Here is a 15983-nt window from a genome sequence, read left to right as displayed (position 1 = left end):
ATGACCGAAACGAGATTGACAGCACCTGGATGCCCTGTGGAATATAAGCCGGGCCCAAACACACCACTACGGTTTGGGGTCATAACGGGCAATCCGTCCGTTTTGGGGAGTAATCCTTGAATTCCGTGCTTACCCAGCATGTAGAGAGGCTCAGTCCAGCATGGCGGTGCAGAGTTACCTCCCGATGCCGGCCAGAGCAGCATGACCGAGCTTGTCGAGGTCATCGATAGGCGCAGTGACCTGGTCATGGGGCCGACGGAGGAGGGTCCATGACCGAGCTGGCAGTCATCGGCACCGGGGGCCTGGCCAGAGCCGTTTGTTATGCCCTGGCCGTGACCGGGCCGTCTGCTCGGATCACCGTGATCGGGCGCGATCCGGCTCGGACCGCCGAGTTATGCCATATCGGTATGGCCAGAGCCGCACTCGCCGGCTCCAACGTGACCTTCCGCCCCATGACGGACTCCCTGCCTGAGGCCTTGGCGACCGCCGCTCCGGCAGGCGTGCTGCTGGCCGCCTCCAGCCAATCCCCCTGGGAGTCGCTCAGCTCCCCCTCGGCCTGGACCTCCCTGCTCCGGCGCGGCGGCTTCGGACTCACCCTGCCGTTCCAGGCCGAGTCCGCCGTCCGCGCGGGCACGGCAATCGCCTCGGCCAGCCCTGGGGCCTGGTTCGTCAACGCCTGCTTCCCCGACGCGGTCAACCCCGTGCTGGCGGCGTGCGGCGTCCCGGTGCTGTGCGGGATCGGCAACGCCGGCCTGCTGGCCGCCAGCCTCCAGACCGCCCTCGGCCTGGCCGACCAGCGGGAGCTGCAGGTGCTCGCCCACCACGTCCACCTGTACACGCCCTCCTCCCCCGAGGACGAGGCGCAGGCCTGGCACCAGGGCCGCGCGCTCGCCGACGTCGGCACGCTCCTTGCCGCCCAGCGGGCCACCTCGCGCACCGAGCTCAACCACGTCACCGGCCTGACCGCCGCCCGGGTGCTGGGATGCCTGCTCACCGGCGGCGACCTGGACACCTCCCTGCCGGGCCCGCTCGGGCTGCCTGGCGGCTATCCGGTACGGCTCGCGGCCGGTCAGCTGAGCCTGCGCCTGCCGCCGGGCCTGGACCGTGCCGAAGCCATCGCCTTCAACCAGCGCTCAGCCGTACAGGACGGGGTGGTCGTGGAGGGCACGCGCGTCACCTTCGGCCCCGCCGCCCGGGAGGAACTCGCCCGAGTCGCCCCCGACCTCGCCGACGGCTTCCACACCGCGGACCTGGACTCTGCCACCGAAGCCTTCACCCAGCTCAGAGACCGGCTCCGAGACCTCCCCTCCTATCCCTAACGAGGTGCGCCCGACGATGCACGCAGCGAACCTGCTAATCGACTACTACGACCGCCTTCCCGCCTCGATCGCGGCCTGCGTCGACGACCTCGAACCGGTCAGATCGGACATCGGCTTCTCCCCCGGCTACCACCTGCCCGCCCTCGACGCGGATGTGGAACGTTTCCTGTCGGTGGCCACCGCCCGCTGGGAGCCGCTCGGCGAGTACGGCGAGCACCGGCTGACCCTGCTCGACCTCACGGGCAACCCCGCCACGGGCACCACCAAGACCTTCGCCTCGCTGATGATCGTCGCCCGGGCGGTGGAGTACATCAGGCGGTACGGCGAAGCAGTCACGATCTTCTCGCCCACCTCGGCCAACAAGGGCGTCGCGCTGCGCGACGCGGTCCTGCGCGCGATCGAGAGCGGACTGGTCCGGCCCGACCAGCTGCGCACGGTGATCCTGGCGCCCGGCTCGTGCCTGGCCAAGCTCCGCTCCAGCCGGCTGTCCACCGACCCCGAGCTGCGCGAGCTGAACCCGATGCTCGTCTACAACGGCCCCGAGCCGGAGCAGGTCAAGGCGCTCGGCCGGGCCTTCGCCGACAAGTACGCCGGCGACCTGCGGGCCAACGGCGAGAACCTGTGGTACTCGCTGGACCTGGCCAACTATCTCGTAGCCGACACCGCCAGGGCGTACTTCGAGCACGCGGCCTCCCCTGTCGCCGGGCCCCGGCTGCACGCGCACGCGGTCTCCAGCGCCTTCGGGCTGCTCGGCTACCACCGCGGCAGGGATGTGCTGGAGGCCTCCGGCTCCTCGAGCCCGGAGCACCGGCCCGCCAGCCTGCTCGTGCAGCACCTCGGCACCCCCGACATGGTGCTCAACCTCCGCAACGGATCCTTCGACCGGGCCAACCTGCCCGAGTACGCCCTGACGGACGGCCTCTACCGGCAGTCGGCCGACCCGCGCTTCCCCGCGCTGACCTATGACCCGGACGAGGTGCTCGACCCGACCTTCTACACCCACCGGCCCGCCACCTCTCCCTCGATGAACGCGATCATCGAGCGCTCGGGCGGCGACGGCATCGTGGTCTCGCTGGCCGAATGCGTCGCCCGCTACCCGCAGGTGCGCGAGCTGCTCGCCGGGACCGGCTGCGAACTGCCCGCCGACTTCCGCCGGCTCCGGGAATGGTCCCTGGTCATGGCCATGACGGGCGTGCTCAACGCCGTCGACCGCGGCCTGGCCGACGACTGGCGCGACGTGGTGGTGCACGGGTCGGGCCGCTACACCTCGGCGGACTACACGCCGCTCGAGCCGGAGGCGATGACCGAGGTCGCGACCGTCGAGGACGTCGCCGCGGTGGTCTGCCGCTGATGTCTCTCCCGGAGGACGCGATCGCCGTCGTCGGCATGGCCGGGCGCTTCCCTGGCGCTCCCGACGTGCCCTCGCTCTGGCGCAACCTGCTCGACGGCGTGGACGTCGTGCACGACTACACCGAGGCCGAGCTGCGCGCGCTCGGGGTGGGTGAGCGGCTGCTGGCCGATCCGGCGCACGTGCGAGCGGGCGGCCGCCTGCCCGGCGTGGCCGCGTTCGACGCCGACTTCTTCGGCGTGACAGCGGACGACGCCGCCGCCATGGATCCCCAGCAACGGCTCTTCCTCGAGCAGTCCTGGATCGCGCTGGAGGACGCGGGCTGCGACCCCGCGGCCTTCGACGGGCTGATCGGCGTCTTCTCCGGTGCCTCGGTCAACAGGCACTTCCTCTACCGGCAGTTCACCGGCGACCCGGACGAGCCGCTGGTCCCGGGCTTCGCGCCCGACTACGTGGCCGCCCAGGTGGCCTACCGGCTGGGCCTGACCGGCCCCGCCATGGCCGTGCAGACCGCCTGCTCGAGCTCGCTCACCGCGGTCTGCGTGGCCGCCCAGCACCTGCTCGACTACCGCTGCGACCTGGCGCTCGCGGGCGGGGTGAGCGTCACGGAACCCCGCTTCCTGCACACGCCCGGCGGCCTGGTCTCGCCCGACGGCCGCTGCCGCGCCTTCGACGCCGCCGGTCAGGGCGGCGCCTACAGCAGCGGCGTGGCGGTCCTGGCGCTCAAGCGACTGCAGGACGCGGTCGAGAGCCGGGACCAGGTTCTCGCCGTGCTCCGGGGCTGGGCGGTGGGCAACGACGGCGCCCGCAGGGCCGGGTTCGCCGCCCCCGGGCTCGAGGGGCAGGCGAGCGTGGTGACCGAGGCGCTGGCGGACGCCGGGCTGGCACCCGGCGCGATCGGTTTCGTCGAGGCGCACGGCAGCGGCACCGTGGTCGGGGACGCGATCGAGGTCGCCGCCCTGGCCCAGGCCTTCTCCGGCGACCCGCTGCCACCGAGCGCCGTCGCGTTGGGCTCGATCAAGACCAACCTCGGCAACCTCGACGCGGCGGCGGGCGCGGCGGCGCTGATCAAGGCCGTCCTGGCGGTACGGCACGGCGTCATCCCGGCCAACCTCCACTTCGAGCGCGCCGATCCGGACGTCGAGTTCGGCCCCTTCTACGTGCCGGTCAAGAACGTGGCCTGGGAGGCGGAGACCCGGCGGGCCGGGGTGAGCTCCTTCGGCCTGGGCGGGACCAACGCCCACGTGATCGTCGAGCAGGTCGCGGACGAACCGCCGCGCCCAGCCGCCACCGGCTGGCGCGTCCTGCCCGTCTCAGCCCGGACGCCCGAGGCGTTGCGCCAGGCCCGCATGCGGTTGGCCGACCACCTGGAGGCGACTCCCCGGACCGACCTGGACGACGTCGCCCACACGCTGACCGCCGGACGCCGAGCCTTCTCCTACAGGGCGGCGATCGTCTGCCGGGACCTGTCCGAGGCCGTCGCCCGGCTGCGCGGCCTGCCGTACGACGCGCCAGAGGACCTGATGCGGGCGGCCGAGGCCTGGGTGGCGGGCGACGAGCCCGCCTGGCCGCCGGCGGACGGCCGCATCATCTCCCTGCCCGCCTACCCGTTCCAACGGCAGGAGGTCTGACCATGAGACCCGACACCAGCTCGCTCGACCGCTGGTTCTCCGTTCCACAGCCCCGCCCCGCGGCGCCCATGCAGCTGTTCTGCCTGCCGTGGGCGGGCGCCGGGGCCGGAGCCTTCCAGGGCTGGGCCGCCGCGGCGGGACCCGGGCTCGAGGTGCTGCCCATGGTCCTGCCGGGCCGGGAGGGCCGCTTCTCCGAGCCCTTCGGCATCGACATCGGGGAACTCGCCGACGCCGTCTCGGCCCGGGCCGACCGGCCGTATGCGATCTACGGACACTCCATGGGCGGCAGGCTGGGCTTCGAGGTGACCCGCGAACTGACCAGGCGGGGCGAACCGCTGCCGCGCCGGCTGTACCTGGGCGGGTGCCGGCCGCCGGACCACGTCGAACCGCTTGCCGAGCTGTCGGAGGTGTCGGACGAGGAGCTGCTCGGCAGGCTCACCGAGCTCGGCGGCTTGCCGGAGGAGTTGCTGGCCGAGCCGGAGCTGTGCGAGCTCCTCCTGCCGGTCCTGCGCGCGGACTTCACCTGGTTGCACGAGTACGTCTACCAGCCGGGGCCGCCGATCGAGGTGCCGATCGAGGCCTTCGCAGGAGCCGACGACAAGTCGATCTCCGTCGAGGCCATGCGGGGCTGGGCCAGGCACACCAGCGCAGGCTTCACTCTCAGCGTCGAGCCGGGCGGCCACTTCTTCCTGCGCGAGCGGCGGGACCACATCCTGGACCGGGTGCGCGCATGAGCGACCACCGCATGCCGCTCGGCGACACCGGCTGGTGGGTGTGGAGCGAGGCGCTGCTGCGCAGCACCGGCTTCCCTGCCGACGGCCTGACGCGCCTGTCCGCCCCCGACTGCGCGCAGGCGGCGGACGCGTTGCTCTCGGGCGAGCTCGCGGCGGAAGACTTCGACAAGATCCTCGCGGAGGCCGGCCACGAGCTGGGCGACGAGCTGACGGAGATCGCCGCCGACCCGCTCTTCCGCGAGGCGATCACCTGGCAGAACCGGGGCGCCCTGGTCGCGCTGGACGCCCTGACCTCCGGCGGCCGCCGCGACAGCAGGCGGCGCGAACGGGAGCGCATCGCCGTCAAGTACTGGCAGCGCTACAGCGCCAAGAACGAGACGGTGGGCTTCTTCGGGCCGGTGACCTGGGTTCGGTGCACGGAGGACGGCCCGGCCCTGGAGGTACGGCCCGGCGAACGGCTGCTGTCGGACCGGCGCGTGTTCTTCGAGGACTGGGCGCTGCGCGCGTACGCGGCGAAGCTGGCCGAGGATCCCGAGGTGCGCCGCTGGTTCCCACCCGCCCTGCAACCCCAGCTGACCCTGGACGGCCGCCAGGTGCGGCGGCCGGCGCAGCCGCCCGCCCCTGTGTCGGCCGCCGAGGCACTACTGCTGTCGCGATGCGACGGCAGGCGCCGTGCCGTCGACGTGGCCGCCGAGGTGGCCGGGCAGGCGGGCATCCGCACCGAAGCCGACGCCTACCTGCTGCTCGACCTCCTGGCCGGGCGCGGCCTGCTGACCTGGCAGGGCGACGTGCCGCAGAGCCCGCACGCCGAGGAGCACCTCCGGCGGTTGCTGGCCGGCATCGAGGACCCGGCCGTGCGCGAGCGGGCCCATGCCGGGTTGGAGCGGCTGGCATCGGCCAAGGGAGAGGTGGCGCGCGCCGCGGGCGACCCGGATGCCCTGCGCGCCGCGATGGAGGCGCTCAGCACGGTGTTCAGCGAGGTCACCGGCGCCGACTCGGTCCGCAGGACCGGCCGGACCTACGCCGGCCGCGGCCTGGTCTACGAGGACACCACGCGCGACGTGCGAGTGACCGTGGGCAAGCCGCTGATCGACGGCATCGCCGAGCCGCTGGCGCTCATGCTCCAGGCCGCCCGCTGGCTGACGGCCGAGCTGGCGTCGACCTACGGCCAGGCGCTGCGCGAGCTGTACGAGGAGCTGCGCGCGGACGGCCCGGTGCTGCTGTCCGACCTGTGGTACCTCGCCCAGGGCATGCTGTTCGGCACCGGTCCCAGACCCGTGGACGCCATCGCCGAGGAGTTCGCCCGCCGCTGGTCGGAGCTGTTCGGCCTGGACCAGGTCGCCCCGGACACCGCCGAGCTGACCTTCACCGCCCGCGGGCTGGCCGCCTCCGACGCGTTCGCCGCCGCCGGCCCCGGCTGGTCGGACGGCCGGTTGCACAGCCCCGACCTGCAGATCTGCGCCGACAGCGTCGAGGCCGTCAACCGCGGCGACTACCTGGTGGTCATGGGCGAGATGCACGCGGCCTGGGCGACCTTCGACTGCGCCGTCTTCACCCTCGCCCACCCCGATCCAGGCCCGCTGCGCGACGCGCTGGCCGAGGACCTGGGAACCGACCGGGTCAGGCCGCTCTACCCGGTGGAGTGGCCCCGCTACACCGGCCGGCTGACGCACGGCCTGGAGCACCCGACCGACATCGAGCTGGGCTGGACGGCCGCCCCCGGCGCCGACCCCGACCGGCTGGTGCCCGCCACGGGCGTGCTGGTCGACGAGGTGGACGGGGAACTGGTGGCCACCATGCCGGACGGGAGGAGCCGGCCGCTGCTGGAGGTCTTCTCGCAGCTGGTGTCGATCCACGCCGTGGATGGCTTCAAGCTCGTCGGAGGCGATCGGCACACCCCGAGAATCACCATCGACCGGCTGGTCGTCGCCCGCCGTACCTGGCGGACCACCGTGGAGGCGACGGGACTGACCGACGTCGGCGGTGAGCGCGCACGGTACCTGGCCGTGCGCCGATGGCGGCGTGAGCTCGGCCTGCCCGAGCGGGTCTTCGTCAAGCTGTCCACGGAGATCAAGCCGCTCTACGTCGACCTCACCAGCCCGGTCTTCGCCGACCTGCTCTGCTCGATGGTCCGCTCTGCCAGCCTCACCGCCGGGCAGGACGTGCGGCTGGTGATCTCCGAGATGCTCCCAGGCCCGGACCAGACCTGGCTGTCCGACGCCGAGGGCCGCCGCTACTTCACGGAGCTGCGTATGCACATGGTCGACCCCCTTCCTGGAGGCGTGGGATGACGACGCTGCCCGATCTGGTGCTGGCCCAGGCCGAGCGCCGCCCGCAGGCGCCCGCCGTGCGGCAGTGGCAGGAGGTGCTCACGTACGGCGAGCTGGCCGAGCGGGCGGGCGGCCTGGCCGCGCGGCTGCCGGATGTGGGGCCTGAGCGTCTGGTGGGAGTCTGCCTGCGACGCCGGCCGAGCATGGTCACCGGGGTGCTCGGCGTGCTTCTGGCCGGGGGCGCGTACGTGCCGCTCGACCCCGACGGCCCCGCCGCGCGCAGGGAGCAGATCATCAGGAACGCGGGGCTCGACCTGATCGTGGTCGACGAGTCCACCGCGGAGCTCTTCGACGGGGTGCGGACCGTCCCGGTGGAGGGCCCGCCCGCCGCGCCAGGACAGTGTCCCGCGCTGCCCGGCAACGCGGCCTATGTGCTGCACACCTCGGGATCCACCGGCACGCCCAAGGGCGTGGTGGTCAGCCATCGCAGCGCCTGCGCCTACACGCTCGGGAACATCGAGCTGCTGGGCGTCGATGAGGACACGCGCGGCCTCGCCTTCGCCTCGCTCGGGTTCGACGTGGCGGTGCACGACCTGTTCGTGCACCTGGCCGCCGGGGCCACGCTGATGCTGGCAGGAGAGGACGACCGGCGTGACCCCGTACGGCTGCAGCGTTTCTGCGTGGAGCACCGCATCACCTCCGGTGACCTGCCGGTCTCCCTGCTGCCGGTGCTGGATCCTGCGCGCCTGCCCGAGTGGCGGGTGCTGACCACCGGCTCCGAGGCCCCCGGCCCTGAGCAGGTGGAGCGCTGGGCGAGCAGCCGGTTTCTCAACTACTACGGCCCGACCGAGACGACGGTGGCGGTCACCGTCTTCGAGGCCGAGGGAAGCTGGGACCGGCCGCTGCCGATCGGCGCCGCCCAGCACGGGCACCGCCTCCATGTCGTGGACGAGGAGCTGCACGAGGTTCCAGCGGGCGTGCCGGGGGAGCTGCTGGTCGGCGGGGTCGGGCTGGCCCGCGGATATCTGGGCCGACCCGATCTGACAGCCGAACGCTTCGTGCCCGACCCGTTCGGCGGCGACGGCGAGCGGCTCTACAGGACCGGCGACCTCGTGGTGCTGCAGCAGGACGGGAACCTGATGTTCCTGGGCAGGACCGACCGGCAGGTCAAGATCCGCGGGCAGCGGGTGGAGATCGGCGAGGTGGAGACCGTGCTGCGCGGGCACCCGCAGGTCGGGCACGCGGTGGTGGAGGCCGTCGAGGGTCCCGCGGGTGTCCGGCTCGTGGCCTTCTGCACCGCGGACGGCGTGCGCCAGGACGTGCTGCGAGAGCACTGCGCCGAGCGGCTGCCCGCGGCGATGGTTCCCGCCGACATCCTGATCCTGCCGAACCTGCCGATGTCCTCGTCGGGCAAGGTCGACCTCCAGGCGCTGCATGCGCTGGTGCCTGACGCGCCGGCCCTGGGCTCGCCGCCGGAATCGTCGAGCGAGCGCGCCGTGGCCGAGGTCTGGTCTCGGGTGCTCGACCGCGTCCCGGGGCTGGAGGACGACTTCTTCGCCTCCGGCGGGCATTCCATCAGCGCCATGCGCCTGGTCAGCGGCCTTCGCGAGGCACTGGGCCGTGAGGTGGCGGTGGAGGACGTCTACGCCGCGCGCACCCTCGGCGCGCTGGCGGCGCTGGTGGAAGCCGCACCTCCCGTGGCCGAGGCACTGCCCTCCGGCAGCCCGCCCGCGCTGACCGCGGCGCAGCGCCGGTTGTGGTTCCTGGAGCGGCTCTTCCCCGGCAACGTCGCCTACAACATCGCGCTCGCCGAGCGCCTGCGCGGCCCGCTCGACGTGGTGGCACTGGAGCGGGCGCTGACCGCGGTGGCCGAGCGGCACGAGGTGCTCCGCTGGCGGGTGCCCGACGACGGTGGCGTGCCCCGCGTGGAGGTGTCCGCGCCCGAACCGGTGCGGATAGCGGTCGAGGCCCTGGACGGCGCGCAGGACAGCCGGCCTGACGAGCCGGGCAGCGGGTCGGACGGCCTGCCTGACGGGGTCCGCGCCTGGCTGGACCGGGCCGGCGCCCAGCACTTCGACCTGGCCCGCGGCCCGCTCTGGCAGGCCAGGCTGCTCCGGCTGGGCCCTGACGACCACGTGCTGGCGGTGACCTTCCACCACGCCGTCTTCGACGGCTGGTCAGAGGGCCCGTTCTTCGACGACCTGGCCCGCGCCTACGCCGGCGAGGTCCTGGACGAGCCGGAGGCTACCTTCGCCGACTACGCCGCCTGGCGGGCGGCGCGGGACGGCAGGCGGGCCGGGGAGGACCTGGCCTGGTGGAAACGCTCGCTGGCCGACGCCCCCACGACGCTCGATCTGCCCAGGGACCGCCCGCGGCCGGCCGTGCAGAGCCACGCCGGCGCCCTGGCCACCGCCGCGCTGACCGCGGAGACCACGGCAGGTGTCCGCGAGCTGGCCGTACGGCTGGGCACCACCGCGCCGAGCGTGTGGCTGGCCGCCTTCGCCGAACTGGTCCGGCGCGTCACCGGCCGTGACGACATCGTGGTCGGCACCCCCGCGGCGGACCGCAGGCACGAGGCCTTCCAGGACCTGATCGGCTTCTTCGTCGACATCGTGCCGATCCGCCTGCGCTCGACCGGGGAGGCCTCCTTCGCGGAGCTGGTGCGTGGCTGCGCCGATGCGATGATCGACGCGATGGCCAGGCCCGGCGCCGCCATCGAGGACATCGTCGGAGCACTGGCGATACGCCGTGAGCCCAGCCGTGCGCCGCTGGTGCAGGTGCTCTTCAACGTCTTCAACTTCCCGGAGCCGCGGCTGGAGCTGAAGGGGCTGAGCTCCACCGGCATCGTGCCCGCGCCGGCGGGTTCCCCTTTCGATCTGACGGTCTACGTCGTCGAGCGGAACGGGAGGTACGCGGTCGACCTCGTCTACAACACCGACCTCTACACCGCCGAGCGCGTCGAGCTGCTGCTCCGGTCCTTCACCGACCTGCTCGACCAGGCCGTGGCCGACCCGGGCGCCCCCGCGGCCGGCCTCGAGCTGAGGCATGTCGCCACGCTCGCGCACGGCGTGACGGACGAGCCGGCGCAAGCCGTACAACCGGAATCCGGGCTCCGCGCGGATCCCGCCACCGACACCGAGCGCCTGCTCGCCGGGATCTGGCGGGACGTGCTCGGCCGAGCCGAGGTGCTCGCGACCGACAACTTCTTCGACGTCGGCGGCACCTCCATGGCCGTCGTCGTGGTCCGCGACCGACTGGCCGCCCTGACCGGGCGCCAGGTGACGGTCGTGGACATGTTCCGCTACCCGACCGTACGCGCGCTGGCCGCCCACCTCGACGGTGATGCCGCGAATCCGGAACTGAGCCGCGCCGACCGGCGTGCCGACACACGCCGCCAGCTGCGGGACAAGCGCAGGAGGAGACAGTGACAGAGTTGTCCAACGACTCGGGTGCCGAGCCCATCGCCATCGTCGGCATGAGCGCCCGCGTGCCGGGCGCGAACGATCTCGGCCAGTTCTGGCGCAACCTGGTCGACGGAGTGGAGTCGGTGACCTTCTTCACCGACGAGGAGCAGCTCGCCTGGGGTGCGACTCCGGAGGAGCTGGCCAGCCCCTCCTTCGTCAAGGCCGCGCCGGTCATGATCGACATGGAGGGCTTCGACAACCGCCTGTTCGGCATGAGCGTGCGCGAGGCGGAGCTCGCCGACCCGCAGCAGCGGATCTTCCTGGAGCAGTCGCACGCCGCGCTGCAGGACGCCGGCTACGACCCGGCCACCTACGAGGGCTCCATCGGCGTCTACGGCGGATCCGGGCCCAGCCAGTACCAGTGGCTCAACCTCCAGACCAACCCCGATCTGGACAGCAACGCGGTCAAGCTCGGCATGTCGATCGGCAACAACATCGACTACGTCGCCACCACGGTCTCCTACCGGCTGAACCTGCGCGGGCCGGCCATGACCGTCACCACCGCCTGCTCCTCCTCCCTGGTCGCCCTGCACCTGGCCTGCGAGTCGCTGCGCAACGGGGAGTGCGACATGGCGCTGGCCGGCGGGGTCTGCGTGGAGCTGCCGCACGGCGCCGGATACCCGGCCATGGACGGCTTCACCACCTCCGACGGGCACGTCAAGCCGTTCGACTCCCGCGCGGACGGCACCATCTGGGGCAGCGGCGTCGGCGTGATCGTGGTCAAGCGCCTGGAGGACGCGCTGGCCGACGGCGACCACATCAGGGCCGTGGTGCTGGGGAACGCGATCAACAACGACGGCAGCAACAAGATCGGCTTCTCCGCGCCGAGCCACGCGGGCCAGACCGCGGTGATCGCCGAGGCGCTCGGCGTGGCCGGGGTGGACCCGCGCACCATCGGCTACGTCGAGGCGCACGGCACCGGCACCGCCCTCGGCGACCCCATCGAGGTGGCCGCCCTGAGCGAGGTCTACCAGCGCAGCACCGACGATCGCGGCTGGTGCGGCATCGGCTCGGTGAAGTCCAACCTCGGCCACCTCAGTCAGGCCTCCGGCGTCGTCGGCGTGATCAAGGCGGTGCTCGCCATGGAGCACGGCCTGATCCCGCCCAGCATCAACTTCGAGCGGCCCAACCCCGCCATCGACTTCGACTCCAGCCCCTTCTACGTGGTCTCCACCCCCACCAAGTGGGAGGACGGCCTGCGCCGGGCGGCGGTGAGCTCCTTCGGCATCGGCGGCACCAACGCCCACGTGATCCTCCAGGAGGCGCCGCCCCCCGCCGCCGCCACGAGCGCGCAGGGGCCGCAGCTGCTACGGCTCTCTGCCCGCACCGACAGCGCGCTCGACACCATGCGCACCCAGCTCGCCGAGCACCTCACCGAACACCCCGAGCTCTCCGTCTCCGACGTGGCCCACACGCTGCGGGTGGGCCGGCCGGAGCTTCGGCATCGCGTCGCCGTCGTGGCCGACGACCTGGCCGGCGCGGTGAGCGCGCTGGCCGACCGCAAGCGGCACCCGGCAGGGGACGCGGGCGGAACACCGCCCAAGGTGGCCTTCCTCTTCTCCGGGCAGGGCGCGCAGTACGCGGGCATGGGCGCCGCGCTCTACGCCGCCCAGCCGGCCTTCGCCGCCGCCGTCGACGAGTGCGCTGAGCTCCTGCGTGCCGAGCTGGGCGAGGACATCAGGCAGCTGATGTTCGCCGAGGGCGGCGACGACAAGCTGCGCGAGACCCGCTTCACCCAGCCCGCGCTGTTCACCGTGGAGTACGCGTTGGCCAGGCTCTGGCAGGAGCTCGGCGCGCAGCCCACAGGCATGATCGGTCACTCCATCGGGGAGTACGTCGCCGCCACGCTCGCCGGGGTGTTCACCCTGCCCGACGCGCTGCGGCTGGTGGCGGCGCGCGGGCGGCTGATGCAGTCGATGCCAGCCGGTTCGATGCTCGCGGTGATGAAGGACGAGCAGGAGGCCGCCGAGCTGCTCATCGACGGGGTGAGCGTGGCCACGGTGAACGGCCCTGGCACCTGCGTGGTGGCCGGGACGGATGAGGCGATCACGGCCTTCGCCGAGCTGCTCGACGGCAAGGGCGTCAAGGCCACCAGGCTGCGCACCTCGCACGCCTTCCACTCGCCGATGATGGAGCCCATCCTGGCGCAGTTCGAGGCCCTCGTCGCCGCCGTGCCGCGGCAGGCACCCGCCCTGCCGTTCCTGTCCAACGTGACCGGCGACTGGATCACCCCCGAGCAGGCCGTCGACCCGGCCTACTGGGCCGGACACATCCGCCGTCCCGTGCGCTTCGGCGACTGCGTGGCCCGGCTGCTGGCCGAGAAGGACTGGGTGATGCTGGAGTGCGGGCCCGGCAAGCAGCTGGCCCAGCTGGCCCGCATGCAGCTGCGCGGCGCCAAGGACGTGCTGCCGCCGCTGACCAGCCTGCCCGGCCCCGGCGAGAGCGCCGGCGATCTGGACGTGCTGTACGGCTCCGCCGCCCGGCTGTGGTCCGCCGGAGTGCCGATCACCATGGACGGCGACCAGGGCCACCGGGTGCCGCTGCCTGGCTACCCCTACGAGCGGGAGTACCGCTTCATCGCGCCGGGTGAGGCCGGGGCGAAGCCGAAGGCGACGCAGCCCTCCGGCTCCCGGGCGCTGGAGGACTGGTTCGAGATCCCCGCGTGGCAGCAGCTCGCGCCCTCCCCGCTCGGCGAGCCGGTCACCCGCTGCCTCGTCTTCGTCAGCGGGGAGCGCGGCGAGGAGCTGGTGGCGGCGCTCCGGGCACAGGGTGCCGAGGTGACTGTGGTCCGCCCCGGCACGGACTACTCCGGCGAGTTCACCGTACGGCCCGGCGAGCGCGCCGACTACGACGCCCTGATCAGCGCGCTCGGCGACTCCCTGCCCTCGCGCATCGTGCACGCCTGGGCGCTGGACAGCGACCAGGCCCAGGCGCAGGAGCACGGCTTCTTCAGCATGCTCTTCCTGGTCCAGGCCCTGGCCGCCGATCAGCGGGCCGACGGGGTCCGCCTCGACGTGCTCACCTCCGGCACTGAGGACCCCCTGGGCGGCGCCGACCTGACCCGGCCGGAGTACGCGCTCATGGCGGGCATCGCCCGAGTCGTACCGCTGGAGGTCGACGGCCTCCAGGTGCGCCACCTCGACCTCGAGTCCGGCGGCACCCCCGCCGCCAGCGTCCTGGCCGAGCTGCGCAGGGAGCCTGCGGGCGACGTGCTGGCTCTGCGGGGCGGGCGCCGGTGGGTCCGCGAGTTCCAGCCGGTACGGCTGAGCGAGGGCGACTCCGGGCTGCGCGAGGAGGGCGTCTACCTGATCACCGGTGGCCTGGGCGGCATCGGCCTCACCCTCGCCGAGCACCTCGGCACCCGGCTGCGGGCCCGCGTGGTGCTGCTCGGCCGCAGCGGCACGGTGACGCCGAGGGCCGCGCGCGCGCTCGCCAGGATCGAGCAGGCGGGCGGCAGGGTGACGGTCCTGGCCGCCGACGTCACCGATCCTGCCCGGTTGCGCGAAGTCAGGGAGGAGGTCCTGGCCGCCCATGGCGGACTGCACGGCATCGTGCACGCCGCCGGCCTGCCAGGCGGCGGCATGGCCGAGATCAAGGAACGAGCCGTCGCGCAGGCCGTACTCGACCCCAAGGTCACCGGAACCGCCGCGCTGTTCGACGTCTTCGGCGACCTCGAGCTGGACTTCGTCGCCCTGTGCTCGTCGGTCACCGCGGTCAGCGGCGGGTTCGGCCAGGTCGACTACTGCGCGGCGAACGCCTTCCAGGACGCCTTCGCCCGTGCCCAGCACGGCACCCGCGTCCTGAGCGTCAACTGGGGCGCGTGGCTGGAGGTGGGCATGGCCGCCAACGCCGACGCCACCGGCCTGGCCGCCGCCGGCCCCGCCGTCGTCACCGAGGGAACGCCGGTCGACCACCCGGTCGTGCGCAGCCGTACCCACGACAGGGCGTCGGGGCCGCTGGCCGCGGACACCCACTGGGTGCTGGACGAGCACCGCATCGGCGGGGTGCCGGTCCTGCCCGCGACCGGGCAGCTGGAATGCGCCAGGGCGGCCTTCACGGCCGTCGTCCCCGCGCCGGGCGAGGGCCACGCGGTGGAGCTGCGCGACGTGGTCTTCCTGGAGCCTCTGGCCGTGCCGGACGACACCACGTCCGAGCTCGTGGTCTCCTTCGCCGACGGTTCGGCCTTCGAGGTGCGCGCCGGGGAGCGGCTGCACACCCAGGGCGCGGCGGCATGGGTACGGCCCGCGCCCGTCGCGGCCGTGGACGTGGCGGCGCTGAAGGCCGGAATGACGCCGGAGGCCGAGCAGGACGGCGAGTACGCCGGAGTGCTGACGTTCGGTCCGCGGTGGCGCTCGCCCGAGCTGATCTGGCGGACCGAGGGCGAGGAGCTCGCCTTCGTCGAGGGGACCGAGCAGGTGGCGGCGGAGGTCGGTGGCTGGGGCCTGCACCCAGCGCTGCTCGACGTGGCCACCTCCTTCGGCCGGGGCAACGGCGGCGGTGCCTACCTTCCGCTGAGCTACGGCCGGCTGCTGGTCAGGTCGGCGCTTCCGGATCGCTTCTACAGCCACCTGCGGCGCAGGGGCGACGGCGGCGCCGAGGTCGTCACGGCCGACCTGACGCTGATGGACGAGGCGGGCACGGTGCTCGTGGAGATCGAGGAGTTCGTGCTGCGGCGCATCGACGCCTCGGCGGTGACCGGGTCGCTGAGCGCAGGGGACCAGCAGTCCGACACCGGCATCCGCCCTGCGGACGGCGCCGAGGCGTTCTTCCGCGTGCTGGCCGCGGCCGACCTCGGCCCGCAGGTCGTCATCAGCGCGACCGCGCTCGCCGAGATCACCCGGCGGGAGCGGCTGACCCGCCAGAGCCTCGAGGCCCAGGCCACGGTGGCCAGGACCGAGGACTTCGTCGCGCCTGAAGGCGAGGTGGAGGCGGCGCTTGCCCGGGTGTGGAGCGAGATCCTGGGCGTGCCCGACGTGGGTGCCGACGACGACTTCTTCGAGCTCGGCGGCAACTCGCTCATCGCGGTCCAGCTGATCGCGCAGGCTCGGGCCGCGGTCGGCGTCAAGCTGCCGATGCGCACGCTCTTCGAGGCCCCGTCCGTGCGGCAGATGGCCGCCAGGGTCGAGCAGATCCGTGCCGAGCAGCCGGCGACCCCGGCAGCTACCCCGGCGACCCCTGCCACCACGATCCCGCGCGTAGCGCGAGGAAGGTAGCCCG

General features: G+C 73.1%; 7 protein-coding genes. All 7 read left to right on the top strand.

Annotation, left to right across the window (positions count from 1 at the left end; all coding sequences use genetic code 11):
• The first annotated feature begins 269 nt into the window (after window positions 1-269).
• The 7 genes from ABFX55_RS45870 to ABFX55_RS45840 are packed head-to-tail and all read left to right on the top strand — an operon-like array spanning window position 270 to window position 15979.
• Window positions 270-1319 carry a Rossmann-fold NAD(P)-binding domain-containing protein gene (locus ABFX55_RS45870; protein WP_346130119.1) on the top strand — a complete coding sequence of 350 codons (1050 nt, stop codon included), beginning with the start codon at window positions 270-272 and terminating at the stop codon, window positions 1317-1319.
• Between the two features lie 16 nt (window positions 1320-1335).
• The gene (locus ABFX55_RS45865) at window positions 1336-2670 is read left to right on the top strand and encodes a DUF6002 family protein (RefSeq protein WP_346130117.1); all 1335 of its coding nucleotides are present in this window, start codon (window positions 1336-1338) and stop codon (window positions 2668-2670) included.
• The gene (locus tag ABFX55_RS45860; RefSeq protein WP_346130116.1) at window positions 2670-4298 is read left to right on the top strand and encodes a beta-ketoacyl synthase N-terminal-like domain-containing protein; all 1629 of its coding nucleotides are present in this window, start codon (window positions 2670-2672) and stop codon (window positions 4296-4298) included. The genes ABFX55_RS45865 and ABFX55_RS45860 overlap by 1 nt, the downstream gene beginning before the upstream one ends.
• A 2-nt stretch (window positions 4299-4300) precedes the next feature.
• Entirely contained in the window at window positions 4301-5032 is a 732-nt protein-coding gene (locus ABFX55_RS45855) for a thioesterase II family protein (protein ID WP_346130115.1), read from the top strand.
• Complete coding sequence (locus ABFX55_RS45850) at window positions 5029-7323, top strand: lantibiotic dehydratase (RefSeq protein WP_346130114.1); 2295 nt, start codon at window positions 5029-5031, stop codon at window positions 7321-7323. The genes ABFX55_RS45855 and ABFX55_RS45850 overlap by 4 nt, the downstream gene beginning before the upstream one ends.
• A complete protein-coding gene (locus tag ABFX55_RS45845) occupies window positions 7320-10730 on the top strand; it encodes an amino acid adenylation domain-containing protein (protein WP_346130113.1) in 3411 nt (1136 codons plus the stop codon). Before ABFX55_RS45850 ends, ABFX55_RS45845 begins: the two co-directional genes overlap by 4 nt.
• Window positions 10727-15979, top strand: coding sequence for a type I polyketide synthase (locus ABFX55_RS45840; protein ID WP_346130111.1), 5253 nt, complete (start codon window positions 10727-10729; stop codon window positions 15977-15979). Before ABFX55_RS45845 ends, ABFX55_RS45840 begins: the two co-directional genes overlap by 4 nt.
• The last annotated feature ends 4 nt before the right edge of the window (window positions 15980-15983 follow it).

This window comes from Nonomuraea roseola (genome assembly GCF_039535395.1).
Classification (GTDB): domain Bacteria; phylum Actinomycetota; class Actinomycetes; order Streptosporangiales; family Streptosporangiaceae; genus Nonomuraea; species Nonomuraea roseola.
Note: the sequence above shows the minus strand (reverse complement) of the source record. Positions and strands in the feature narration are given on the sequence as shown.

What these genes read in the sequence shown, in the direction of transcription:
- ABFX55_RS45870 (WP_346130119.1), top strand. Translation starts at nt 270, where the DNA reads ATGACCGAGCTGGCAGTCATCGGCACCGGGGGCCTGGCCAGAGCCGTT.
- ABFX55_RS45865 (WP_346130117.1), top strand. Translation starts at nt 1,336, where the DNA reads ATGCACGCAGCGAACCTGCTAATCGACTACTACGACCGCCTTCCCGCC.
- ABFX55_RS45860 (WP_346130116.1), top strand. Translation starts at nt 2,670, where the DNA reads ATGTCTCTCCCGGAGGACGCGATCGCCGTCGTCGGCATGGCCGGGCGC.
- ABFX55_RS45855 (WP_346130115.1), top strand. Translation starts at nt 4,301, where the DNA reads ATGAGACCCGACACCAGCTCGCTCGACCGCTGGTTCTCCGTTCCACAG.
- ABFX55_RS45850 (WP_346130114.1), top strand. Translation starts at nt 5,029, where the DNA reads ATGAGCGACCACCGCATGCCGCTCGGCGACACCGGCTGGTGGGTGTGG.
- ABFX55_RS45845 (WP_346130113.1), top strand. Translation starts at nt 7,320, where the DNA reads ATGACGACGCTGCCCGATCTGGTGCTGGCCCAGGCCGAGCGCCGCCCG.